The 25420-nt window shown below is 38.6% G+C and carries 16 protein-coding genes; 10 read left to right on the forward strand and 6 right to left on the reverse strand.

Features of this window, described 5'->3' with window-relative positions; translation table 11 throughout:
- Positions 1–1005: 1005 nt before the first annotated feature.
- The 4 genes from ilvD to U736_RS0100325 form a co-directional block, all read right to left on the reverse strand.
- Positions 1006–2844 carry a dihydroxy-acid dehydratase gene (ilvD, locus tag U736_RS0100315; RefSeq protein ID WP_012754520.1) on the reverse strand — a complete coding sequence of 613 codons (1839 nt, stop codon included), beginning with the start codon at positions 2842–2844 and terminating at the stop codon, positions 1006–1008.
- Between the two features lie 173 nt (positions 2845–3017).
- Positions 3018–3170, reverse strand: a complete 153-nt coding sequence (locus tag U736_RS12080; protein WP_155914947.1) for a hypothetical protein — start codon at positions 3168–3170, stop codon at positions 3018–3020.
- Between the two features lie 517 nt (positions 3171–3687).
- Positions 3688–3939 (reverse strand): BQ00720 family protein, encoded by a 252-nt coding sequence (locus U736_RS0100320; RefSeq protein WP_012754519.1) that lies wholly within the window; start codon positions 3937–3939, stop codon positions 3688–3690.
- Positions 3940–3965: 26 nt separating this feature from the next.
- The gene (locus tag U736_RS0100325; RefSeq protein WP_012754518.1) at positions 3966–4397 is read right to left on the reverse strand and encodes an Hsp20 family protein; all 432 of its coding nucleotides are present in this window, start codon (positions 4395–4397) and stop codon (positions 3966–3968) included.
- Positions 4398–4517: 120 nt separating this feature from the next.
- On the opposite strand from U736_RS0100325, the gene nth reads away from it, so the two are divergent.
- The 10 genes from nth (at position 4518) to U736_RS0100375 (ending at position 14263) form a co-directional block, all read left to right on the forward strand.
- Positions 4518–5258, forward strand: a complete 741-nt coding sequence (nth, locus tag U736_RS0100330) for an endonuclease III (RefSeq protein ID WP_012754517.1) — start codon at positions 4518–4520, stop codon at positions 5256–5258.
- A 154-nt stretch (positions 5259–5412) separates the two neighbouring features.
- A complete protein-coding gene (gene rpmI, locus U736_RS0100335) occupies positions 5413–5616 on the forward strand; it encodes a 50S ribosomal protein L35 (protein ID WP_012754516.1) in 204 nt (67 codons plus the stop codon).
- 33 nt (positions 5617–5649) lie between these two features.
- On the forward strand, positions 5650–6051 hold the full coding sequence (rplT, locus tag U736_RS0100340; RefSeq protein WP_012754515.1) for a 50S ribosomal protein L20: 402 nt from the start codon (positions 5650–5652) through the stop codon (positions 6049–6051).
- Positions 6052–6145: 94 nt separating this feature from the next.
- Complete coding sequence (pheS, locus tag U736_RS0100345; RefSeq protein WP_012754514.1) at positions 6146–7228, forward strand: phenylalanine--tRNA ligase subunit alpha; 1083 nt, start codon at positions 6146–6148, stop codon at positions 7226–7228.
- 32 nt (positions 7229–7260) lie between these two features.
- Complete coding sequence (gene pheT / locus U736_RS0100350) at positions 7261–9675, forward strand: phenylalanine--tRNA ligase subunit beta (protein WP_012754513.1); 2415 nt, start codon at positions 7261–7263, stop codon at positions 9673–9675.
- 291 nt (positions 9676–9966) lie between these two features.
- Positions 9967–10875 (forward strand): metal ABC transporter substrate-binding protein, encoded by a 909-nt coding sequence (locus U736_RS0100355; RefSeq protein ID WP_012754512.1) that lies wholly within the window; start codon positions 9967–9969, stop codon positions 10873–10875.
- Entirely contained in the window at positions 10872–11702 is an 831-nt protein-coding gene (locus tag U736_RS0100360) for a manganese/iron ABC transporter ATP-binding protein (protein WP_012754511.1), read from the forward strand. Before U736_RS0100355 ends, U736_RS0100360 begins: the two co-directional genes overlap by 4 nt.
- A complete protein-coding gene (locus tag U736_RS0100365) occupies positions 11699–12565 on the forward strand; it encodes a metal ABC transporter permease (RefSeq protein WP_012754510.1) in 867 nt (288 codons plus the stop codon). The genes U736_RS0100360 and U736_RS0100365 overlap by 4 nt, the downstream gene beginning before the upstream one ends.
- Positions 12562–13467 (forward strand): metal ABC transporter permease, encoded by a 906-nt coding sequence (locus tag U736_RS0100370; protein WP_012754509.1) that lies wholly within the window; start codon positions 12562–12564, stop codon positions 13465–13467. The genes U736_RS0100365 and U736_RS0100370 overlap by 4 nt, the downstream gene beginning before the upstream one ends.
- 409 nt (positions 13468–13876) lie before the next feature.
- Entirely contained in the window at positions 13877–14263 is a 387-nt protein-coding gene (locus U736_RS0100375; RefSeq protein ID WP_012754508.1) for a YbaN family protein, read from the forward strand.
- Positions 14264–15382: 1119 nt separating this feature from the next.
- Here the strand turns inward: U736_RS0100375 and pncB are convergent.
- Both pncB and U736_RS0100385 read right to left on the reverse strand, forming a co-directional pair.
- Positions 15383–16687: a nicotinate phosphoribosyltransferase gene (gene pncB, locus U736_RS0100380; RefSeq protein WP_012754506.1), complete on the reverse strand. Its 1305-nt coding sequence runs from the start codon at positions 16685–16687 to the stop codon at positions 15383–15385.
- Positions 16688–16819: 132 nt separating this feature from the next.
- Positions 16820–25390 carry a GH36-type glycosyl hydrolase domain-containing protein gene (locus U736_RS0100385; RefSeq protein ID WP_026500131.1) on the reverse strand — a complete coding sequence of 2857 codons (8571 nt, stop codon included), beginning with the start codon at positions 25388–25390 and terminating at the stop codon, positions 16820–16822.
- Positions 25391–25420 lie beyond the last annotated feature (30 nt).

Consider the following 25420-nt stretch of genomic DNA (forward strand, 5'->3'; position numbering starts at 1 on the left):
TTTTTAGTATGCCACAGCACAAACTGTTGTTTACAGTATCTCCATCGCTTTTCTACACAATATATTTTGATAAGTGTAATGCATATAGAGGCAAAATCCTATGCATTATATTTCATATTTCCTTAGATCAACATTGGCCCGTATACAAAAAAATTGGTCAATATCGACTACTTTTACAAGATAGTCGTTTTTTGCAAAGATTGTCATGAAATCTCCTCCACCTTGCAAATACGCAACATTTAATGAATTATGCTTTTTTACAATCAATATTATTGTTATCATAGCAACAGTTTTAGTTTAAAGCTGTCGGTGTTGGGATGCCACCCCATTTTGCATAATAACTTCATAGATAATGGGTCTCGCGTTTTCTTCACATTTTAAGTTATAAAAAGCTCTTTTACTGTTTTCATATGAACCATATAATCAGATATATCACAGCAGCATTTTATTTTCCTAAACATCCTTTGAACTCCTTCCCACACCTCAAAGGATAAAGATTTTCATTCACATCAAGTCTGCAAAAAGTCCAGATTCTAAGGGATTTACCTTGACTTCCTAGTCATGTGATTCACTTAAACTCAAAGTTTGATAAACAAGTCTAAGAATATTCACCACACACTAAAAAAACACTAAATATATTAAGTAGGATGCCGTATATCACAGCTCTAAATGACAGTGTTTTTACGGTACAAAAAGATAATGCCACCAGTACAATAAATATCTTTCATAAATATAAGAACAGGAAATCGTAATTTCGTATAAAATTGAAATATGATATGAAGCGTAATCATACCATATCTATCTTTATCTGTCTTACATAGCTGCTAAAATAAGCAATCCGCAGCAGCTTTTAATTGTATTGATAGCTTTTTAATCATACTGATCATGACTCGAAATATTCTGATAAGCTCATAAACTCATAAAATAATTAGCTTAGAATATCATGCAAAAGATGCAAAAAATCAGAATACTATCTCTCTTTTATAAGACGCGTCATTCATCTCATCAAATATTACGTACTGCACCCTTTGCAGCAGATGTGGTCATCGCTGCATAGGCTTTGAGAGCCTTTGAAACTTTACGCTGACGCTTCTCAATCGGTTGCCAAGCACCTTTTCCTTTTGCTTCCATCTTAGCACGGCGCTGCTTCATCTCAACGTCATCCACCAACATATGAATTCTACGATTTGGAATATCAATTTCTATGATATCCCCCTCCTCCACCAACGCAATTTCTCCTCCTTCAGCAGCTTCTGGTGAAATATGTCCTATCGAGAGCCCTGAACTTCCCCCTGAAAAACGTCCATCCGTAACAAGTGCACAAACCTTGCCCAATCCTTTAGATTTGAGATAACTTGTTGGATAAAGCATTTCTTGCATTCCAGGTCCACCACGTGGACCTTCATAACGGATTAAAACAATTTCACCTATTTTAATCTTATCAGTTAATATAGCTGAAACAGCTGAATCTTGGCTTTCAAAAATTCTTGCCGGACCTTTAAAAGTTAAAATTGATTGATCAACGCCTGCTGTTTTTACAATGCAGCCATCTTTTGCAAGATTTCCATAAAGAACTGCCAATCCTCCATCTTGTGAATATGCATGTTCCCTATCGCGAATCACACCTTTTTCACGATCAAGATCAAGGCTCTCATAGCGACAAGATTGGCTAAAAGCTGTCTGTGTTGGAATACCACCAGGAGCAGCACGATAAAATGTACGAACTGTTGGTTCATTAGTTTGTTTCACATCCCAACGGTAAAGAGCTTCTTTCATTGTTTTTGCGTGAACCGTATAAGTTGACGTATCAATGAGTCCTGCCGCATCCAATTCACCTAAAAGCCCCATAATACCACCAGCGCGATGAACATCTTCCATATGTACATTCGCGACAGCAGGAGCAACTTTACATAAAACAGGAACACGACGTGAAAGATGATCAATATCCGTCATGGTAAAATCCACCTCACCTTCTTGCGCCGCGGCTAAAAGATGCAGTACTGTATTGGTTGATCCCCCCATAGCAATATCAACGGTCATTGCATTTTCAAAAGCCTTGCGTGAAGCAATAGAGCGCGGTAAGACTGTTTCATCATCTTTTTCATAATAACGTTTAACCAATGCAACAATCTGTTTTCCAGCTTCTTCAAAAAGCATCCGTCGATCTGCATGTGTTGCTAACATTGATCCATTTCCGGGAAGCGAAAGCCCCAATGCTTCCGTTAAGCAATTCATGGAGTTGGCTGTAAACATTCCTGAACAAGAACCACATGTAGGACAAGCAGCACGCTCCATTTCAGCAACTTCTTCTTCTGAATTCTGTTCTGAAGCTGCTGCAACCATGGCATCGACCAAATCAACCCTTAGATCTTGATCCTTCCATTTAATCTTACCTGCTTCCATAGGACCGCCGGAAACAAAGATTGTCGGAATATTCAACCGTAAAGCAGCCATTAACATACCAGGCGTAATTTTGTCACAATTAGAAATACAGACAAGTGCATCCGCACAATGTGCATTAACCATGTACTCTACAGAATCAGCAATGATTTCACGTGAGGGCAAAGAATAGAGCATTCCATCGTGCCCCATCGCAATTCCATCATCTACAGCAATGGTGTTAAATTCTTTCGCAACACCACCGGCAACTGCTATCTGTTGTGCGACTAATTGCCCAAGATCTTTTAAATGGACATGCCCTGGTACAAATTGTGTAAAAGAATTCGCAATCGCAATAATGGGTTTACCAAAATCAGTATCTTTCATCCCTGTTGCACGCCAAAGCCCGCGGGCTCCTGCCATATTACGCCCGTGGGTCGATATTCTTGAACGGTAAGAAGGCATTATTTTTTTCCCCTCAAATAATTCCATTTTGCTTGTTGTGCTGTAACTTCATTATAAAAACAAGAGCTTTAATATTCAAAAGAGAAAAATACCTTGTACTGAGGCAGTTGAAGCACAAAATTAAAAGCTCTGCATAAACTTTTTCGTAAAGCCTTTGTTTTTCTTATTACCTGTTAATCAACATCTAATCCCTGTGCAAGTCCACGTTTGAGACAAATATCAAAACGCTTCAGAGTAGCACGAACTGTTCCAGATTTTTGTATGCAAGATTTGTCCAGATTTGGTAAGTATATTGTATCTATCTGTTTGCGTAATTTCTGGAACAAGAAGACAGCCTAATTTGGAAAGAATATAAAGGCATCATGTAAAAATCTACCATCTCCTTACAATTCAGCTTTACATCTTTCAATGCACACTCGAACCTATTTCACGATAGCGCCTATGAATGGTATAAAAATCCCCGTGAATAATATAAATCTATAGAGAACATCTTCACACTTATGAAGAAGAAAACTGATACCATCATACATTTTTCTCATCCCCAATATTGCGAACATCCTTGGTAATTAAGACAATTAACAAGAGATATTTTTATTCCTTCTTTCAAGCGTTTTTATCTAAACGGCTTTCCCTGCGTGTGACATACAAGCAAGTGACTTTAATTGTTTTAATACAAGAAGATCTAAAATGAGAGAACCTTATGATATTCGGGACTCTCATTCCAGTTGTAAAAAATTAATTATGCATATAAACCAATACTTATCTCATTATAACTCACATTACACCCTTTACGAAAAAACAGATAGAATTTATAAAGAGTACAGCGTTTTCTCGTAAGGTAATCTAGTGCAGAGTTACAATTTGTAGTTCATGCTCATTGGCTCCAGCAAGGGCGATAGAACGCTCATCGGATAAAATGATAGGATAACCTGTTTCACCAAAGAGAGCCCATATCGTAATTCCTGGGGTCATTGGTGGAAGATCTGGGAAATTTTTAGCCAGATCATCTGTACAAACTTTTTTTAAATAGGCAATCTGTCCCGCATCAGAGTAGGATGTGTTCTGAAACGACAAGTTTTGTTTATGTTCTCCCATTTCACTGTTCCTTTACGCCTTAACTTTTATGACTCACCACTACTGACTTTAATTGGAATCTGTTTTATTTCTTTTTTTAACTTTGGTTGATACAGATTAATTGATAAAAGACCATTTTTCAACTCTGCATTTGTAACATGCATCCCTTCCGCGAGAACAAAGGTTCGCTGGAATTGTCGCGCAGCTATACCGCGATATAAATATTGATGATTTTGGTTATCTGTTTGTTTACCATGAATAACCAATTGATTATCATCGAGCAAAATATTAAGATGGTTAATCTTAAATCCAGCAACAGCCAAAGTTATGCGGATATGATTTGCATCATCATTTTTATGCAAACGTTCAATGTTATAGGCTGGGTAAGCCTCATCAGCTTTACCGATACGTTGCAATATTTTTTCTACGGTTTCAAACCCTAAAAGGAAGGGATTGGAGAAAGGTGTCACATGTGTCATTCATGAGTATCCTCTTTAAAACGGCTTTACTTGACCAAACTCTATAAAAGTGTTCGCTGCATTCCTCTCATATGGCGAGCGTGAATGATAACTTCAAGAGAGAAGATTTAAGAGAGTTCAATGCCTCAAAGTACCATAAAATTGTCAAACGTGCGAAGTTTATCTGGTATATTATATAATGAAAATGAAATTGCAGAAATATTTCGCCGTTTTTCTGTGCAACGCCCAGCGCCTAAGAGTGATCTTATCTATACAAATATTTTTACGCTTTTGGTTGCCGTTGTGCTTTCGGCTCAAGCGACAGATGTAAGCGTTAATAAAGCGACAAAAGAATTATTTCGCCTTGCTGATCAACCGGAAAAAATGGTTGCATTAGGAGAAGAAGAAATAGCACATCATATCCGTTCAATTGGCCTTTGGCGAGCAAAAGCACGCAATGTTTATGCACTTTGCAACTGTTTAATTGATTGTTATGGCGGTCAAGTACCTGATACGCGTGAAGCACTTATGTCCCTTCCTGGAGTGGGGCGCAAAACGGCTAATGTTGTTTTGAATGTTGCTTTTGGTCAGCCTACATTGGCAGTAGATACACATATTTTTCGCTTAAGCAATCGTCTTGGTTTAGCGCCTGGCAAAACACCAGAGATTGTTGAGAAGAAATTATTAAAGATTATACCAATCCATTATCTTCGTCATGCACATCATTGGCTGATTTTACATGGACGCTATGTTTGCCAAGCACGTAAAGCACAATGTAGGCAATGCATTATTGCTGATCTATGTAAAGCAGCTATCAAAACAAATGCTATTCCGGCACCTTTAGTTGAGCTTCAAGGCAATGGAGCTCCGATTTTTTTGTAATACGGTCTTGCTATTTTGTGTATAGTGGCTTATGGAAACACTATTAGAACCGCCCGGCAGGGCATGCCGTGGCTGTTTAAGTGCTTGTTCAAGCGTTGGTCCGCTTGAGTGAATAAAATATTTGATTGAATAAATTAATGTACGGAGTAGCAAAATGCCCAAGATGAAGACCAAATCATCCGCTAAAAAGCGGTTTAAAATCACTGCGTCAGGAAAAATTAAAGTAGCAGCTGCCGGTAAGCGCCACGGTATGATTAAGCGTTCGAATAAATTTATTCGCGATGCACGTGGAACAATGGTTTTGTGTGAACAAGATGCTAAAAAAGTCGTTCAGCATTATTTGCCGAATGGTGTTTAAACCTTACGCTTTTGATTTTGAGGAGATTATAATATGGCACGTGTGAAAAGAGGTGTGACAGCACACGCTAAACACAAAAAAGTTCTTAAACAGGCTGAAGGTTTTTACGGTCGTCGTAAAAATACCATTCGTGCAGCTAAAGCAGCAGTTGATCGTTCAAAGCAATACGCTTATCGTGATCGCAAAAATAGGAAACGTACTTTCCGTGCTTTGTGGATTCAGAGAATTAATGCAGCTGTTCGCGCAGAAGGTTTAACTTATGGACGTTTTATTGATGGCTTATCAAAAGCCGGTATTGAGGTTGATCGTAAGGTTCTTTCAGATATAGCAATCCACGAAGCAGAAGCATTTTCTGCTTTAGTAGCTTCGGCAAAAAAGGCTTTGGAATATTTAAAAGATACGACACCTAATGCTTTTGAAGGCGCTGTCAAGTAAGCCAGTCGTGTTCTCTTAAAGCATTTATTTATTCGAGGTCCCGTGCTGGCTGTTGCGAGTGCGGGTTTTTTTTATTAAAAAAATAGGCAAAAATATGAACGATATTGAGCGTCTGGAACAAGAAATTTGTTTAGCCTTAGAGGCAGCGGGTGATGAACAGGCACTTGAAGCAGTGCGTATTGCAGCATTGGGTAAAAAAGGTAGCATCTCTGAAAAATTAAAAGCATTAGGGAAGATGGATGCTAGCGAGCGCCATAAAGTTGGACCAGTTCTTAATGGGTTAAAAAATCGTATTTTAGAATTATGGGCGCAAAAGCGTGATCTTCTGAAAAGACAGGCAATGGATGCCCGTCTTTCTCGTGAAACGGTTGATGTTACCTTGCCTGTTCGCTCTTCACCTATAGAACGAGGACGCATTCATCCTATTTCACAGGTGATTGAGGAAATTATTGCCATTTATACGAAGTTGGGTTTTTCTCTTGCAGAGGGACCTGATATTGAAACGGATTATTATAATTTTACGGCATTGAATTTTCCTGAAGGGCATCCAGCACGCGAAATGCATGATACCTTCTTTTTTGGTGTCGATAAAATGGGAGAACGAAAATTATTGCGGACCCATACATCACCCGTACAAATTCGCACACTAGAAAAACAAAAAGCACCGATACGGATCATTATTCCTGGAAAAACTTACCGCATGGATTCGGATGCGACGCATTCGCCCATGTTCCATCAGGTAGAAGGTCTTGTCATTGATAAAACCTCCACCATTGCCCATATGATGTGGCTACATGAAACCTTTTGTAAAGAATTTTTTGAAGTTCCCTCTGTAAAAATGCGTTTTCGTCCCTCTTTTTTCCCTTTTACCGAACCATCTATGGAAGTGGATATTCAATGTGATCGTTCTGGTTCAGAAGTAAAGTTCGGAGAAGGACAGGATTGGTTGGAAATTTTAGGATGCGGAATGGTGCATCCTCATGTGTTGAAAAATGTTGGTTTAGATCCCGATGAATATCAAGGCTTTGCATGGGGAATGGGCATTGATCGTGTTGCCATGTTGAAATACGGTATGCCTGATTTACGAGCTTTTTTTGATGCTGATCTGCGTTGGTTAGACCATTATGGCTTTCGTTGCTTTGATATGCCTGCTTTTTTTCCTAATAGAAATATGTGATCTTAGTCATCGCTTTCATGTGAGGTTTTAAAATGAAATTTACATTGTCGTGGTTAAAAGATCACTTAGAGACAAGTGCATCTTTGGATGAAATTTGTGAGAAACTAACAGCTATAGGTCTTGAGGTTGATTACGTTGATGATCGATCTTCTTTAAAAGGTTTTGTGATTGCAAAAGTTTTAACAGCAATAAAGCATCCTGATGCAGATAAACTCCAGATTCTGTCCGTCGATACAGGGACTTCTACACCTGTTCAAGTTGTCTGTGGAGCACCAAATGCGCGTGCAGGTCTTGTTGGTGTTCTGGCACTACCAGGCACTTATATTTCAGGACTCGATGTGACATTATCTGTAGGAAAAATCCGCGGTGTTGAAAGTTTTGGGATGATGTGTTCGCAAGCGGAGCTTGAATTATCAAATGAACATGACGGGATTATCGAACTTCCAGAAGATGCACCTATTGGAGATTCATTTGCAACTTATGCTGGTTTAGATGATCCGATCATTGATATTGGTTTGACCCCCAATCGCTCTGATTGTACAGGTGTTCGTGGTATTGCCCGTGATCTTGCTGCCGCTGGAATGGGAAAATTAAAAGAATTATCCTTGTCAAAATTTGAGCCTTCCTTTAAAACACCTCTCGATGTTTCATTAGATTTTTCACAAGATTCATCATTATGTTTAGGTTTTGCTTGGCGTGAAGTGCGCAATGTTCAAAATGGTGCATCACCTCAGTGGATGCAACAGCGTTTGAATGCAATTGGTTTGAGACCGATTAATGCGCTTGTTGATATGACCAATTACATAAGTTTTGACCTTGGTCGTCCACTCCATGTTTTTGATGCAGATAAAATTAAAGGTAATTTGTGTGTACGTTGTGCTCGTGAGGGAGAACAGCTTCAAGCACTGAATGGAAAAATCTATCATTTGGGCGCTAAGAATTGTGTCATTGCAGATGAAGAGGGGATTGTTTCGATTGCCGGTATCATGGGCGGTGAAAGAACGAGTTGTGATGAAACAACACATCGCGTTATTATTGAATCAGCGCTTTGGGATGCGCAAAGCATTGCACAAACAGGAAGAGCATTAGGTCTTATCAGTGATGCACGTTATCGATTTGAACGAGGTGTTGATCCAGCTTTTATAGAAACAGGGCTTGAGATTGCAACAGAATTGGTCTTACGTCTTTGTGGTGGTGAAGTATCTAAGAAGAGGATCGTTGGCTATCAGCAACAAGAAATCAAACAGATCGCTTTTCCTTTTTCTGAAATTAAACGTTTAACAAATTTGGAAATAGATCCTGAAAAAGTCATCTCTATTTTAACAAAACTTGGATTTTTCGTTGAAGGAAAAGGAGATGTCGTTACAGTAAAAGTACCATCATGGCGCCCTGATATTATGGGGAAAGCCGATTTGGTGGAAGAAGTTATGAGGATTTATGGGCTAGATAAAATTAAACCTATTCCTTTGGAAAACTTCGCAGAAGAAAAAGATCAAATTTTAACATGCGCACAAATTCGTTCACGTACTACACGTTTGGCTTTAGTGCAACGTGGTATGAAAGAAGCGGTAACATGGTCTTTTATTTCTGAAAATCAAGCTCTTGCTTTTGGAGGAGGTCAAGAAGAGCTTAAATTAGTTAACCCTATTGCTGCTGATATGTCAATGATGCGTCCTTCCCTTTTACCTGGTTTGATTATGGCGGCACAGAGAAATGCTGATCGTGGTTTTTCAGATCTTGCGTTGTTTGAAGTTTCCAATATTTATGAAGGCGATACCCCTGATAAACAACACCGTGTTGTTAGTGGGATTCGTCGCGGAACAGAGCAATTTAAAGGGGCTGGTCGTTTTTGGAATGGAAATGCAACCGTCGTTGATGTTTTTGATGCCAAAGCAGATGCTTTAGCTATTTTAGAAGCATGCGATATGGATGTTGGGAAAGTGCAGATTGAAGTTGGAGCGCCCGATTGGTATCATCCTGGTCGTTCAGGTGCCATAAAACTTGGATCAAAGATTATTCTTGGTTTTTTTGGTGTTTTTCATCCTGCTACATTAGAAAAGTTAGATGTCAGTGGCCCTTTATGCGGCTTTGAAATTTTTCTAGACAGAATTCCAGAATCAAAGAAAAAAACGACCAAAAGCCGTCCTCCTTTGAAACTCTCACCTTTTCAAATGGTACGGCGTGATTTTGCCTTTATAGCGGATAAAACTGTTGCCTCTTCTCTTATTATTCGTGCGGCAAGTGGAGCCGATAAAAAACTTATTCATTCAGTGCAGGTTTTTGATATTTTTGAAGATTTAAGCTTTGGTGAAGATAAAAAATCTGTCGCGATTGAAGTCACTATCCAGCCCATAGAGCGGACTCTAACAGATGAAGATTTAGAAAAGCTTGCCTTAAAGATCGTGGATAATGTTACCAAAATGACAGGTGCATATTTGCGCTACTGAGTATTCTCATTTTTTATGAGATATTTTACATGAAGTGAGAGCATTTTTAAGTGCTCGCTTTTTGTTTGGCATTCAAGAGCTATAAAGCTTCTTGAAAGCGGATCTCCTTACCAAAACAAGCTGCTTAAATCATCAATTTTTTCAATATGAAAAAAGCTGTTTTTAAACATCTTGAAAAGTTATTTTTTCTCTTAATCCTTCATTGCAAATGTAAAAGATAACTGCTATTGCTAAATGATAATGCAAATTATTTGCAATAAAAAGAAGGCATATAAAGGAAAGAGAGAATCAATGAACGTAAGAACGTTTTTCAGCATAGTTTTTGGAAGTGTTATTTTTTTTACACCCAATTTTGCTTTGTGTGCTGGTAAATTTAAAGCTGTTACGACATTCACTATCATTGCTGATATGGCACGCAATGTAGCAGGTGATGCCGCTGAGGTTGAATCCATTACAAAACCAGGTGCGGAAATTCATGAATATCAACCAACCCCGCGCGATCTTATGCGTGCTCAGGGAGCTAACCTTGTATTGTGGAATGGATTAGAGTTAGAGCTTTGGTTTGAAAAGTTTTTTCAAAATATCAAGGATGTTCCAAGTGTTGTTGTTTCAAAAGGTATTGTACCCATTAAAATTGGTGAGGGCCCTTTTAGCGGTAAACCCAATCCTCATGCGTGGATGTCACCAACCTCTGCTTTGATTTACGTTGATAATATTCGCGATGCTTTTGTAAAATATGATCCTGAACATGCTGCTATTTATAAAGAGAATGCTGAAATTTATAAACAGAAAATTCGTGCAACGATTGATCCAATTAAGGCTGAATTAGAAGCCGTACCGCAAGATAAGCGTTGGCTTGTGACCAGTGAGGGAGCATTTAGCTATTTGGCGCGTGATTTTAATCTAAAAGAGCTTTATTTATGGCCCATCAATGCTGACCAGCAAGGAACACCACAGCAGGTCAAGCATGTTATTGATATGGTTCGCAAATACAACATTCATGCAGTTTTTTCTGAAAGCACTATTTCCCCTGCGCCTGCTAAGCAGGTTGCCAAAGAAACAGGGGCTAAATACGGTGGCGTTCTTTATGTTGATTCTTTAAGTGAGAAAAATGGTGAGGTACCCACTTATATTGATTTATTACGTGTCACGAGTGGGCGTATTAGCAATGCTTTATTAGAGGGAGTAAAAAGCCAATGACGGAATCTGGAATATTTGCCCAAGGAGTAACGGTAACTTATCGTAATGGACATACGGCTTTACGCGAAGTGAATTTTGAAAGTCCAAAGGGTTCTATTACGGCATTAGTTGGTGTTAATGGATCCGGTAAGTCAACGTTATTTAAAGCGATTATGGGGTTTGTACGCCCCTCAAAGGGAAAAATTCGCATGTTTGATTTGCCCGTTGATATAGCTTTGAAAAAAAACCTTATTGCTTATGTTCCTCAAAGTGAAGATGTTGATTGGAATTTTCCTGTCTTGGTCGAAGATGTTGTATTGATGGGGCGGTACGGTCATATGAATTTCTTTCGCTATGCCCGTACACAAGATTATGAAGCCGTTCGTATTGCCTTAGAACGCGTTGATATGTTGGCTTTTGCCAAGCGCCAGATTGGAGAACTTTCTGGTGGACAGAAAAAGCGCGTTTTCCTAGCGCGCGCTCTTGCACAGAAAGCAAAAGCTATTTTATTAGATGAGCCATTTACAGGGGTTGACGTTACAACAGAAGATAAAATCATTGCTTTGTTACAAGATCTTCGTAAAGAAGGAGCAGTGATCTTGGTTTCAACTCACAATTTGGGTTCTGTTCGCGAATTTTGTGATCATACAGTTTTAATAAAAGGAACCGTTTTAGCTTCTGGGTTAACAGAAAAAATCTTTACAAAAGAAAATCTGGAGAAAACCTTTGGAGGGTCTTTGCACCACCATATTTTTGATCTTCAAAGCACAAAAAAAAATGATGTTTTCATAGGAAGAAAGCAGTCTGCAGTTTGTGAAGACATTGAAAGAGTGGAGCACGTTGCATGATTTCTTGGTTGCTTGAGCCACTGAGCTATCAATATATGGTGAATGCAATGTGGGTTTCTGGATTAGTTGGGTGTGTTTGTGCCTTTCTTTCAGCTTTTTTGATGTTAAAAGGTTGGTCATTAATTGGTGATGCTCTTTCCCATTCAATTGTTCCTGGTGTAGCAGGAGCTTATCTTTTAGGATTACCTTTTTCACTCGGTGCTTTTTTTTCTGGTGGTCTTGCAGCAGCAGCAATGCTCTTTTTTAACCACCGGACAAAGCTGAAAGAAGATACCATTATTGGGCTCATTTTTTCTTCCTTTTTTGCCTTTGGGTTGTTTCTCAAATCATTAAAACCAATGGCTGTTAATATTGATACGATTGTTTTGGGAAATATTTTAGCCGTTAGTTCATCAGATATTCTACAATTGGCTTTTATCGGCTTTTTTTCGTTGCTTATATTGCTTTTGAAATGGAAAGATCTTCTTGTTTCGTTATTTGATGAAACGCATGCGCATGCCATTGGATTAAATGTAAAGTTTTTAAAGATTCTCTTTTTCACATTGCTTGCCGCTTGTACTGTTGCTGCTATGCAAACCGTTGGAGCGTTCTTAGTCATTTGTCTTGTTGTGACACCTGGGGCAACAGCCTATCTTTTAAGTGATCGTTTCGTGAATATCTTGGTTATTGCAGTTGTAATTGGAACATTCACAAGTGTCTTGGGTGTTTATGTGAGTTATTTTTTAAATGCACAAACGGGGGGGGTTGTTGTGCTTTTTCAAGCATCTTTATTTGTTTTGGCTTTTATTTTTGCTCCTAAACATGGGTATATTGCTGCGCGCTTACGCATAAATGCGGCAAAAAAGGGTGTAATATTATCATGATTGATCAATTACTACTTCCGTTTCAGTTTTCTTTTATGCTTAAGGGTATGCTTATTGTCATGATTCTTTCTATTCCCATGGCGATGCTTTCCTGTTTTCTTATTTTGAAAGGATGGGCGCTGTTAGGCGATGCCATTTCTCATGCAGTTTTTCCAGGTGTTGTTGTTGGTTATATGACAACACCATGGGTAATCGCATTTTTGACTTCTTTGCCATTTGCTTGGTTTCAACATATGCGTCCAGAGAATATTACAATGACTCTGATTACTTGCGGTGCTTTTGTTGCAGGAATGGTGTGTGCACTATTAACGGGTTTTTTAGGAAGCAATAGCCGTATCAAACAGGACACGGTGATGGGTGTGGTCTTTTCTTCGATGTTTGGTTTGGGGCTTGTTTTAGCCACGTCTATTTATAGTAGCTTAGATTTGAATCATATTCTATTTGGTAATCTTTTAGGTGTTAACTGGCTTGATATAACACAAACGGCGATCATTTCTGCTGTTGTCACTTTCATTTTAGCAGCAAAATGGCGCGACTTTATGTTGTATATTTTTGATACAGTTCAAGGACATGCAATGGGGTTACCAATATCCCTACTTCACTATACCCTTCTAACGATGATTTCTCTTACAATTGTTGCGGCTTTGAAAGCTGTAGGTATCGTGCTCGTTATTTCTTTACTGATAGCACCAGGAGCAATTGCCTATCTTGTTACAAAGCGGTTTTCTTTTATGTTAATGATCGCGATACTTGTTGCAGCTTTTTCTGGTTTTTTAGGGATTTATCTCAGCTTATTTATCGGCTCTGATTCTGCTTCCACAATTGTGTTGATCTTGACGTTGATTTTTATGGCTATTTTCATGATGATTTTTTTTCGTCAAAACACAGTTCAAGAAACTTAAAAGTGTTAAAATTCATGCATATCAGCCATGCATTTTTATATATTGTTTCTCATTTCTATTTTAATTAGAGTTCGAGGTGCTAGGTTATTTTTCCTCCTAATGTCTAGCAAGTGAATGCGGTACATTTTCTCCCCCCAACGCTGCATTCTTAATTAAGAGGCTGCATTGATTTATTCTGCAGCCTTTTTATTTTTTTTTGATTTTCTAAAATCTCTTCTCTTTTCTTGAAATCAGTTAAAATGATTATCATATTGCGTGAGCTATTTGGTATTTTCAAGGAACTTATAACAGCAAAGACGCTTACGCATGAAGGAGTAGAAAGTAATTGTGCACTCAGACATGTAAACAGAAAAAAACAGATATAATGTTTTTGTAGAGGGTTTTGCGTAGAGGAAAAAAATACAAGAAAATGAAAAAAGATTTGAAGATATCTCACCCTTTGCGTATCTGCTATTATATAGCAGGGTGGACAATGGTTATATTAGGTATTATCGGTGTAGTATTACCTATTATGCCAACTGTGCCTTTTTTGTTAGTTGCCTCATGGTGTTTTACGCGTTCTTCTCCACGTTTTCATCAATGGTTGAATAATCATCGTATTTTTGGTCCCCCTATTAAGCGATGGGAAGAAAAAAAAGCAATCTCTCCATTCATTAAAGTTTTTGCAATAATGAGTATGACAGGAGGATTTTTATCCTTTTTCGTAATGGTACACCCTCCTTTATGGATTTCCTTACTTGTTGCGGTTATATTACTGCTGATTGCCATTTATATTGTAACACGTCCATCTTCATAATGATAGAAAAGGCTTTATGAGATATTCTTTTTAGCTTCGACTTATTTGTAAAAACTATGAGGACTTTTAAGTTTTGAATATAAGCTCTCCATATCCAAAATGCATATGAAGTAGTAAGCTTTTTGAAAGCAATTAATTAATAATATGTTTGTGAAATGATTTTTATGAACAAAGAAGACTGTTTACGCACACTCAAAATGTTCTCACTTGGATAAACCACATTCATGGAAGAGAGTCATTATTTTTATAAGACATGTTTGTATGAATCTCTATATATACGTCATTGAAAAGTCATTGATATGATAGCCTTTTCTTTCTAAAAAGACGTTCCGTTTGTTTTCATATCTCTTAATGAGGATATAATACAAAGCAAACATCATCATCCTTGCCTTACAAAATGCACACCGATAGTCACCGTGCTATTTGTCATCCTCCAATATTGCCTTAGCAATTCCTAATGTTACAACTGTAGCTTTTCATTGGGTTTTGTATATTTTTACACTAGATTTTGTACCAGTTTATTTTTTTTCAAAGAGTTTTAAAGATGTTCTCAAAGGAGGGCAACGCCTTTTCTCATTTTTACTATGGAAACGCGCATTTAATGGTCAAAATTGTACATAAAAACAACAAATTACCACGTATTCCTACTTAATCCTATCTCTTCCCACTTAGTACAAACCTACTGTCGAGCTACAACAATAACCCTTAAAACTTGAAAACCTTCATACATGTAAGGAGATGAGTGTGCTTGATTTAAAATGGTTGAAATGAAAAAAATTTATGATATTCACGCACGCTCTTTCAACATGCAAAACAACAGTATCTTGTTGTGCCGTATAACACCGTTATTTATGACAATGATATAAGGAAGCCTCCTTGGCTAAACTTCACTAGCAAGTTAAGTATTTTTTTAATGCGTAGTGAATATTTTTAAGTCTGATCTGTCGAATCCTTATGTAAGTGAAGCGTATGCGTGGTAGGCCAAGTAGAATCTGCTCAAAAAACAACCGAACTATTTACAGACCAGCAAAGGTTAAGAACCCTCATCCTTAGGGCAGGACAAAAATCAATCTTATAAACAATATGATGAGTCAATATACTCGTTTAAAGAACCGGAAACTACGTCTTTATAGGTCTAGCAATTCGCTTTTTATTACCAAAAAAATTGAGATAACGTTGTACTTCTTTTGAATCACCGATCGTTTTTTCAGGATTATCTGAAAGCTTTACGGCTGGTCGACCATTGACATAGGTCACCTTACAAACAAGGGAAAGAGCATCAAGAGTTTCGATTTCCTGAGGTGCACAGCCTGTAAAGTCATTGGTAAGATCCGTGCCCCATCCAAAACTCATGCGCACTCTGCCATGGAAATGATGATAGGTTTTTTCAATTGTATTGACATCAAGAGCATCAGAAAAAATTAAAAGTTTTTCGCGTGGATCTTTTCCTTTTTCTTTCCACCATTGAATAATACGTTCGCCACCTTCAATAGGGGGCGCACTATCGGGTCTGAAACCTGTCCAATCAGCGACCCAATCTGGTGCATTGCGTAAAAATGCTTCTGTTCCAAAGGTATCAGGTAAAACAATGAGAAGATTTCCACCATAATAACGGTTCCAATCTTGCAAGACTTGATATGGAGCTCTGCGTAATTCATCATCGTTGTTGCTGAGAGCCGCAATAACCATGGGCAATTCGTGTGCATTGGTTCCAAGAGCTTCTAAATCCGTATCCATGGCAAGAAGAACATTAGAAGTTCCAGTAAAAGAATTACCAATGCCTTCTTTTAATGCTTCCACACACCAGCGCTGCCATAAAAAAGAATGGCGACGCCTTGTCCCAAAGTCAGATATTTTAATATCAGGCAATTTTTTGAGACGTTCAACTTTACTCCACATTTTTGCTTTAGCACGCGCATAAAGTACATCAAGAGCAAAACGATCTAGTTTTTTGAGAGCTGCACGTGAACGTAATTCACTGATAATAGCAAGGGCTGGAATTTCCCACATAGAGCTATAAGCCCACGAACCATAAAAATGAAGCATATATTGGCCATCTTTGCGGGTTAGTTCATATTCTGGGAGTTGAAAATTCTCAAGCCACTGAAGAAAATCCGGTTCAAAAATTTGTTTGCGTCCATAAAATGTATTACCAGCAAGCCAGATCATTTCTTTTTTTGTAAAGCGCAAACTAAGAGCATGATCAAGTTGAGCACGTAATTCACTCTCATCAATATCATCGGCAAGACGTATTGTTTTAGAGCGATTTATGAGGGAAAAAGTAACATTAACATTAGGATACAACCCCCAAATCATCTGTACCATAAGAAGCTTATAAAAATCCGTATCGAGAAGTGAACGAATAATGGGATCAAGTTTCCAAGTATGATTGTAAACACGTCTAGCAATATCCGGATGATTCATAACCTTTTTCTTTCAGTTTCATAAAATCTAAAATATTATGCACCAACACGGACAATATAGGCGGTGCAATATAACAACTCTACAGTTTTGGGCAAGAATAAAAAAGTCTGCTCTCTTTTTCATCTTTCATCTCTAAGATTTAACAATACGTATAATTTCATGCTGACCTGTTTTGTGTAACTTTATCCCCGCATGAACTTCGGTATATTTTTTGCCATTAACATGGAGCATATTTTTAGGTCCCCATTTTACTTTAATGGTATAAACGGCATCATAAAACTTCATTGTTGCTTCATATTTTGGCCAAATAGAGGGTAAATGTGGCTGTAAAAATAACAGATCTCCCTGACGCTGTATTCCAAGAATAGCTTGTGTTGCAGCGCGATAAAACCAACCGGCTGAGCCTGTATACCATGTCCAACCGCCTTGACCACATCGTGGTTCAACAGAATAAATATCTGCGGCCATCACATAAGGTTCAACACGATAAGTTTCAGGATCTTGTCCATGGGTAATCGGGTTAATCATAGAAAATAAAGCGTAAGCTTTATCGTTTTGTTCCATTTCAGCCAATGCTAAAATACTCCAAATGGCACCATGCGTATATTGACCACCATTTTCTCGGATTCCTGGAGGATAACCTTTTATATAACCGGGCTCAAGTGTGCTTTTATCAAAAGGTGGCCAAAAAAGGCGAATGAGTCCGCCTTTTTTATCATAGAGATGTTCCAACATTGATGTCATTGCTTGCTTTTGATGTTCAGGCGACGCCATTTGAGAAATGACAGCCCAAGATTGAGCAATGGTATCAATTTGGCATTCATCATTAATTTTAGAACCAAGAGGTGTTCCATCATCAAAATAACCACGTCGATACCAAGCACCATCCCAACCGTTTTCCTCTAGGGATTTTGTTAAGCGTTCAAGGTATGTACTCCATATTTGCATATGGCTGTTATCACCACGTTTTTTGGCCAAAGGAATAAATGCTTTTAATGTGTACCCAAGAAACCATCCTAACCAAGTGCTTTCACCTTTTTCTTCCACACCTACCAAATTCATGCCATCATTCCAATCCCCACCTAAAATAAGAGGGATACCATGGGGTCCACAACGTTTAATGGCAAGGTCTAAAGCTAAAACACAATGTTCATAAACTGTTGCAACCTTTGAGGATTGGGTGGGTTGAAAATAAGCATCCTGTTGCCCACTTTTGAGAACATCGCCTTCAATAAAAGGAATGAGTGTATCAAGAAAGGCATCATCGCCAGTGGTAGTGACATAAAGAGCTGTTGCATATGCAAGCCAAACGATATCATCAGAAATGCGCATACGAACACCAGCATTTGTATCGAGTAACCACCAATGTTGCACATCCCCTTCAAGAAATTGGTGCGCGGCGGCGTTTAACAATTGTTCACGTGCCAGTTGTGGTTCCAGCAATAATAAAGATAAGCTATCTTGTAACTGGTCACGGAAGCCAAATGCACCACTAGCTTGGTAAAATCCTGCGCGTGCCATGATGCGGCATGCGTAGGTCTGATAAGGAAGCCAATGATTGACCATAATATCAAAAGAGGGATCCGGTGTTTTAACTTGAAAAGGAGAAACAAAATCGCTCCATTGCTGTTTTTGTTTTGTGAGCAGAATTTCAAAATCACTTGCACGTACGTGATTAAGTAATTTTTCAGCTTCTTGTCTATTTTCAGCACTGCCAAGATAAAAGATGATTTCTTTTGTTTGCCCTGCTTGAAGATCAATATCATAGGCAAATGCTGAACAAGGATCACATCCTGCTTCAATGGTATTCGAAAGAGCACCAGCTTTACGGATCGCAGTTGGATGCGTTACGGTTCCCGTTGCACCAATAAATTCAGCACGATTGGTTGTGGTGCTGGTTGGCATTTCAGATGCCGATAAGAATGTGACTTGTTGAGATTTTTCAATGTGATAAGGATTTTGAATAAAATGTACACCCCTTTTGTCCTCATAAGAGGAAATAATGAAGGGGGCATATTTTGTACGGGTATTTCCCAAAACCCATTCAACATAATTATAAAGGCGTAAACTGCGTGGTTTTGTCCCTTCATTCGTGAGGGTAAGACGTGAAAAGCGAACTGGTTTTTCCGGATCGAGTGTATGAGTCAGTTCTAATGCAATTTCTGAATGTGTCGATTTAAAAGTTGAAAATCCAAAACCATGACAAGCCTCATAGACAATATTTTCATCACATTCTACAGCAGAAACGGGTGAAAAACGTTTTAAAGACTGGCGATCAACCAGATAAAGTGCTTCTCCTGGCCGGTTAGATGTTGGATCATTTGCCCAAGGAGTTAATTTATAATCACGGCTATTGTTAACCCAAGTAAAAATTGCACCTTCAGCAGAGACATGAACACCAAATTTGTGATTAGCGATGACGTTAATCCACGGGTGCGGTGTAGTTGTACGTCCATGAAGACGTATTACATAATGGTTATACTGGTTAAAACCACCGTAACCATTCCAATATTTTAGATCTTCTCCATTTATGGGAAAAGAGGATGGTTTTCGTTGGCTAATAAGACCAATGGAAGCAAAAAAATTTTGTTCAGTTTGTGTTGTAACTTGCCTTCCTTCGTTATATTTTGGGTAATCTAATTGATCATGCAATTCATGATAATTTTTATGAACTGTAAGATCAAAATCACTCTCATCAAGTCGTTTAAGCTGTTCAGATAAAGAGCCATTTTGGGCATCAAGAACGATGCGCGCTGATGCAAGAAGCATTTTAAAACTTTGTTCATTTATTTTGTCACGCTGAAGCATGAAAATGTGTTGGCGTTCATCTGCTTCTTGTGCGTGGTGCCGATAAGATTCACAGACCCATTCAAGAGCCCGTTGTGTATGTTGTATATAGGAAAATGCTTGTTCATTGAGAATCACCAAATCAACGATGAGTCCGCGCATACGCCAATATTCGTGTGCTTTAAGGAGCTCACGCAGTACAGAGATATTTCCCTCGTTATTTAATCTAAGGAGACATAGTGGATTGTCTCCTGAAATGGACATAGGCCAAAGATCAGACTGTTTTCCAAGCGTTTTTGCTAATATTTCAGGAGAAAGACGCCATGTTCGATCAAGGTAGATAAGCGATGTGGCATATTTTTGATAGACAATAGCTTCTTTAGGCTGGGTTCCGCTCTGATACAGTGCGACTTGTGAGCGCGTCCATGCCCTTGAAAGTTCTTTTTGAAACATATCGGGTTGTCGATAATGTTTAATATGATTATGCAGCGCTTCTTTTGTATGAGCAGCAAAAGTCCAAAAAATAAGTTCTGCTTTTCCATATGCTGAAATTTTGATACGACATCGCAATGACATAATAGGATCAAGAACACAACCTTGACTGTTACTGAAACGAGCATTTTGGTCAAATGCAGCGGGCCGATGAATAGATCGACCCCGCCCAATAAACAGAGAGCGATCCGTTTCAGCTTCTGTCTCTTGGAGAATATCTGTTGTACTAGAGACAAAATGGGCAACATAGATTTCAGGATCGCTAGGTGAGCGTTTGCGCCTTTTGGCAAAAATTGTTTTACCTTCCTCAGCAATTTCTGTCTCTATAAACATACGGGAAAAAACAGGATGAGCTTCGTCTGTATCCATTGTGGCAAGCGCTAATTCACCATAAGAAGTCACTTCAATGAGGCGCTCTTTATTTGTCGTATTCATCAGTTGAATACGTCTACCTTCGCCACATCCTTCAGATGTAATAAGACATTCAAGTGTTGATTTTATACCATCAACCATTTTTGTATATTCAGCCTTTTCATCTGTAAAAATGCTGACAGCTTCTTCTTCAATAACACGTGTTGGCTCACTAGTAACAGACCACCACCGTCCACTATGCGTATCGCGTAAGAAGAATAAAGTACCTTGTTGATCTTCTGTTGCATCAGGAATAAAGCGCGTAATCGCATAATCGTGCCACCGACTGTAGCCAGAACCATTCGCTGTTAGCATGGTAAAATAAAAGCCATTAGACAAAAGTAACGTTTCTCGTGGTTTAAGCAACGGGTTTGTAATAATGCGCAAAGGAGCGGCGTCAAGTGCTTGAGACTTATTGCGCATACGATTAACAGCTTTGGTATGAATAATAGGAATGAGATGAGGCGCTCTTTCCTGTAACAGCAATTGCGTTGCTTCAATAATGGGATCACGGTGAAAACGGTCACGCATTCGCCCTTGAAAAATAACATTGTTAAGAGCAAGGATAGACATGCCATGATGGTGCGCATAATAATTGCGTACAACAGCGTATTTTTCCCCTGTTTTCACGCGTGAAGGGGTAAAGTCGACAGAGTCATAATAACCATATGTTCCTAAAGCTCCAAGATCACGAAGTCGTTTTAAATTAGCGACAGCGCAAGCAGGAGCATATTGTGCCGCTAGAAGGCTGGCATAGGGAGCAATGACAGCATTGCGTGAAAGACCACGTTGGAGTCCGAGGTTTGGAACACCAAAATGAGCGTATTGGTAATTCATTAAATGATCGCGAGCGTTAAATGCGGCCTCTGAAATACCCCATGGCAATTCCCGTTTATGAGCATATTGTATTTGACAACGAATAATCAATCGATTTGTTTGATCTAGGAGAGATCCTAAAGGTTCATGCATTACGAGAGATGGCATAAGATATTCGAACATCGATCCAGACCATGATAGGAGCGCACCTTTCCAACCTATGGGTACGAGGAGTCGACCAAGACGAAACCAATGTTTAAGTTTTATGTCTCCTTTTGCGATAGCAAAAAAACTTGCAAGACGTGCTTCTGAAGCAAGTAGATCATAACAATTTTCATCGAGTTTGTTTTCTTGAACACGATATCCAATGGATAAGAGATGCCGTTTAGGCTGTTCTAAAAAGTCAAATTTCATATCAAAGGCTATTTGCCGTGCCACTATAGCCAACCTGTTTAGTTTTTTACGTAATTTTTCAGTATCACAATGAGCAGTCGCATCATGATGATAAGCGTTACAGGTATCGATAAGGCATTTAGCCCAAGAAAGCGCACGAGCAGATTCTATCGTTTGAATTTTGTGGTCAAGTTCACTGACTAAGTGCACAATATCGTGGGCTGCATGTGAAAGGTCTATGATGTGAGAAGGAATCGTATTTTCTTGTTTTACAAAAGTGAAGACAGAGTCATGAAAACGAGTGATGTTTTCTTCGATTTTTTGACGTAACGAGCGTAAATTTGGTTGATGATATGGAATTTCTTTGACAGTTTCTTCAAGAATAGCAAGAACATCCGATAAGCCTTCTCGATCACTTTGAAAAAAAAGAAGCGGTTTTTCAGCCCATTCACTTAAGGCAGAAGAGAGTGTTATCAAATAACCGGCAAGATTTCCTGAATCAACGGTTGATACATAAGTAGGTAAAAGAGGCCTGAGTGTATCCGTTTCATACCAATTATAGAGATGACCACGGAACTTTTCCATTTTTGTAAGAGAGCGTAATGTACATTCAATACGGGTAATGGTCTCTTCAAAACCAATCCAGCCAAAATCACGTGCAGCAATAACAGAAAGGAGATAAACGCCAATATTCGTAGGAGATGTACGTTGAGCAACAAGAGGTTCAGGATCTTCTTGAAAATTATCGGGAGGCAAATAGTTGTTTTGTGCATTGACAAAGGTTGTATAATAAAGCCATGTACGCCGTGCAATAGAGCGAAGTTTTTTTTCATCTTTTGAAGAAAGATCAAGGCTATCTTGAAAGGTTGAAGGTTGACTCACAATCCAAGCAATGAAGGGTGAAAAAAACCATGCTATCCCAAAAGGAAAAGCAATCAAGCTTGCAAAACTATCAGAAAAAAGAGAAAGTGCTACAGTAAGGACACCAATAAGCGATGCTGGTGCCATTGTAAAAACATAGAAACGCAAACTATTGGGCATAGATTTTGTTGCGGCAGAAGTTTTCCATTCAAGAAGATGCTGTTTTGAAATCGTCATACGATAGAGTGTACGAATAATCGCATCGGTCATAAAATACGCCGAATGAGCAAGAAACGTCGTTTTAAGAAATATATCAGCGCTTGTAAGAGCAGTTTTGTTCCAAATTAATTGAAAATGTCCACGCAAAGAATGATCTATATTGGACGAGACTAGCGTTTTTAATACACATAGAATGGGAGAAATGAAGGAGCTAAACAACAAGAATATTTGCCAGACAATTGCACTCTTGAAAGACAAAAAAGTCCATCCTGCAAATGCTGCGATTAACCACATAAGTGGAGTAAGAGAACGACGTAAATTATCCTGCATTTTCCAACGCGTCACGGAACTTATTTGACGATGGAAAAAAAGATAAGGCAAAAGCTGCCAATCACCGCGAATCCAGCGATGATAACGCATAACATCAATATTATAAGCGGTTGGATAGTCTTCAATGACTTCTATGCTACTTACCAGAGCAGTACGAGCATAACCTCCTTCTAAGAGATCATGACTAAGAATAGTATTTTCTTTAATTTTGCCATCAAGCGCTTGTTCAAATGCATCAATATTATAAAGACCTTTACCGATAAAGGTACCTTCTCCTAAAAGATCTTGATAAGTATCAGAAACGGCAAAAACATAAGGATCAATGCCACGGTTGATAGAAAAAATCCGTTGGAGAATTGATGTTTTTTTTCCTGTTGTAAGAGAAGGAATAATGCGTGGTTGTAAAACGCTATAGCCTTTTACAACCTTTCCACTTTGCGGATCAAAAATGGGATGATTGAGTGGATGGTTAAGCTTTCCAACAAGTTTCGCGACGCTCTCTGGAGTAAGACGTGTATCACAATCCAGCGTCATAACAAAACGGCAATCCATAGGAAGGTGTGGATTGGGAGGATAAAAGCTTGTGTTTTTATCGCCTCTTAAGAGCCGATTGAGTTCATGAAGTTTTCCTCGCTTTCGTTCCCATCCCATCCAACATTTTTCGCTTGTATTATAAAGGCGTCGGCGATGTAAAAGGAAAAAAAGAGGAAGTTCATCACAATGATAACGACTATTGAGTTTATCAATACTCTTTTGCGCATAGTGCAATAAATCAAGATCATCTTGCGTTTCTCTCAATGGAGCATCCACCCAATCCGTAATGAGTGCAAAATGAATGGCACCTTTAGGATTGGAAAGATAGTGCACTTCAAGATTGCGCACTTGTTCATCAATATCATCGCGTGATGTCATCAAAGTAGGTACAACAACCATTGTCCGTGCATGTTTTGGAATACCTTCTTTATATTCATAGCCAATGAGTTGTCTTGATGGGACAAACCATGAAACAACAGTGCTAAATAAAGCAAAAGCAGCATCGATAGCAGGAAAAAGCGCTAATACAGTAAAGCAAAAAGACATCCATGATGTCATGCCAGATATTTGTAAAAGGGCGTAAATTACAAGCAAAAGAGCGAGCGTCAGAAAAGAGACAGGAATGGCGATGACTCTCAATTTTGAGCAACAGGAAGCTCGTGTCCATTTTATGAGAAAGGGCGGGATATATCCACAAGCCTTTTCAAATATGCCACGACCATCATCAACAAGGTACCACCCCACACAAGAATGATGAGGCATATCTTTAGAAGTGGAATTTGCCATTTCTACAACTTTATGTGCAATTTCCAGCTCACTAAGAGGCGAAAAGCGTGCAACTTTTTCAATGACTTGTCGATAAATATTGCGTGAGTGAGAATCAATTTCAGAAAAATCACTATTTTTACGCAAAATAGAATCGACACAACTCACTGTTTCAAACCATTCTGTCCAATCAACATCATCTATAGCTTTAAGAGCACGGATAATATTTCCCATGGTCACACCATCTGCTGCTTGTCGGGTATGTTCATCAGCTGTTGCAATCTCTAAGCTACTGCCTTGGCTTTTCAATTGCTTTTCAAGCCAAGTTAATGCTACGGTTGAATCGACAGATGCACTACGCAGGCGATAGAATAAATGTGCTGAAAACGTTGGATCAACAGTAAATGGTTTATACTGCGTAAAGAGAGAGTGTAGATTTTTTTTATTTTCTACAAGAGAAATTTTATCAGCCACTTGGCTAGCAAGATGGCGCATATGTCGCGCTTTTTCGATACGTACTGAAAGACGACGGACATTTTCAATGAGCAGCATTTGCATAACAGAAGGAAGAGCCCACAATTCACCAATTGTGAGCGCACAAACTTCTTGAAATCCATTGGTCATAGCAGTGAGTGTTTCTTGTGAAAAGCTGCTATCAGTATGCGCAATATAAAGCCAAGTTAAAGCAAAAATTCGTGGTATTTCCGCTTTGTGTGTAGAAAGAGGAAGTTGCTTTATGAAGGACTTGGGTAGATTACGACGTAGCTTTTGTATAGTTTTATCAATGGTGTAATGATTATCAATGAGCCATTGAGCAGACGGTGCGATAGTCTCATCATTTCGGGCTGCAAAATCACTGGTATGAAAGGCATTAAGAATAAGTTTCGCATTTTCATTCAATCTCTTGCGAAAATCTTCTACTCCTTCATATTCAGGGAGTAAAATTTCTTTACCAGAAGCTATATCATGCCCTAAGTTATAAAGATCTTCCCGTACCTTATAAATTGCACGAAGAGGAAAATCCGTATTAATAAAATGGTTTTTTTTCTCTTTTTGAGAAAAAAAGCACTTTATGAAAGGTATTATGCACGTCATAATGTCCCATTGTTATTCAATTACATCGTT

Source organism: Bartonella grahamii ATCC 700132 (assembly GCF_000518085.1).
Lineage (GTDB): Bacteria > Pseudomonadota > Alphaproteobacteria > Rhizobiales > Rhizobiaceae > Bartonella > Bartonella grahamii.

Coding starts and splice junctions, on each gene's coding strand:
- nth (WP_012754517.1), top strand. CDS start 4,518: ATGCCTCAAAGTACCATAAAATTGTCAAACGTGCGAAGTTTATCTGGT.
- U736_RS0100355 (WP_012754512.1), top strand. CDS start 9,967: ATGAACGTAAGAACGTTTTTCAGCATAGTTTTTGGAAGTGTTATTTTT.
- rpmI (WP_012754516.1), top strand. CDS start 5,413: ATGCCCAAGATGAAGACCAAATCATCCGCTAAAAAGCGGTTTAAAATC.
- U736_RS0100365 (WP_012754510.1), top strand. CDS start 11,699: ATGATTTCTTGGTTGCTTGAGCCACTGAGCTATCAATATATGGTGAAT.
- U736_RS0100320 (WP_012754519.1), bottom strand. CDS start 3,939: ATGGGAGAACATAAACAAAACTTGTCGTTTCAGAACACATCCTACTCT.
- pheT (WP_012754513.1), top strand. CDS start 7,261: ATGAAATTTACATTGTCGTGGTTAAAAGATCACTTAGAGACAAGTGCA.
- ilvD (WP_012754520.1), bottom strand. CDS start 2,844: ATGCCTTCTTACCGTTCAAGAATATCGACCCACGGGCGTAATATGGCA.
- U736_RS0100360 (WP_012754511.1), top strand. CDS start 10,872: ATGACGGAATCTGGAATATTTGCCCAAGGAGTAACGGTAACTTATCGT.
- pheS (WP_012754514.1), top strand. CDS start 6,146: ATGAACGATATTGAGCGTCTGGAACAAGAAATTTGTTTAGCCTTAGAG.
- U736_RS0100375 (WP_012754508.1), top strand. CDS start 13,877: ATGAAAAAAGATTTGAAGATATCTCACCCTTTGCGTATCTGCTATTAT.
- pncB (WP_012754506.1), bottom strand. CDS start 16,687: ATGAATCATCCGGATATTGCTAGACGTGTTTACAATCATACTTGGAAA.
- U736_RS0100325 (WP_012754518.1), bottom strand. CDS start 4,397: ATGACACATGTGACACCTTTCTCCAATCCCTTCCTTTTAGGGTTTGAA.
- rplT (WP_012754515.1), top strand. CDS start 5,650: ATGGCACGTGTGAAAAGAGGTGTGACAGCACACGCTAAACACAAAAAA.
- U736_RS0100385 (WP_026500131.1), bottom strand. CDS start 25,390: ATGACGTGCATAATACCTTTCATAAAGTGCTTTTTTTCTCAAAAAGAG.
- U736_RS0100370 (WP_012754509.1), top strand. CDS start 12,562: ATGATTGATCAATTACTACTTCCGTTTCAGTTTTCTTTTATGCTTAAG.